Origin of the sequence: Dickeya dadantii NCPPB 898 (genome assembly GCF_000406145.1) — a bacterium.
Taxonomy (GTDB): domain Bacteria; phylum Pseudomonadota; class Gammaproteobacteria; order Enterobacterales; family Enterobacteriaceae; genus Dickeya; species Dickeya dadantii.
Map to the genome: position 1 here is coordinate 1 of NZ_AOOE01000050.1, position 400 is coordinate 400.

Annotated in this window: 1 protein-coding gene; it reads left to right on the forward strand. The window is 65.0% G+C overall.

Features of this window, described 5'->3' with window-relative positions:
- Positions 1 to 400 (forward strand): cadherin-like domain-containing protein (locus DDA898_RS00420; protein ID WP_038909840.1); only part of this gene is annotated, 400 nt, incomplete at both ends.

The following is a 400-nucleotide window of genomic DNA, read 5'->3' on the forward strand; positions in this document are numbered from 1 at the left end:
ACGGTGAGCGATGGCGCGGGTGGCGTGGCAACCGGCACGCTGACGGTGACCGTCACCGCCGTAAATGATGCACCGGTAGCGGCTGCCGATACGGCCACCACCAATGAAGACACGCCAGTCACCGTTGATGTGCTGGCGAATGACTCCGATGTGGACGGCAACCCGTTAACCGTCACTGCTGCCACCGCCGGCAACGGCACCGTGGTGATCAACGCCGACGGCACGCTGACCTACATGCCGGATGCCAACTTTAACGGTACCGATACCGTGACCTACACCGTCAGCGACGGCGCCGGCGGCGTAGTCACCGGCACCCTGACCATTACGGTGACGGCGGTAAACGACGCCCCGGTAGCCGGCAGTGACACGGCCACCACGCTGGAAGACACCCCGGTCACCG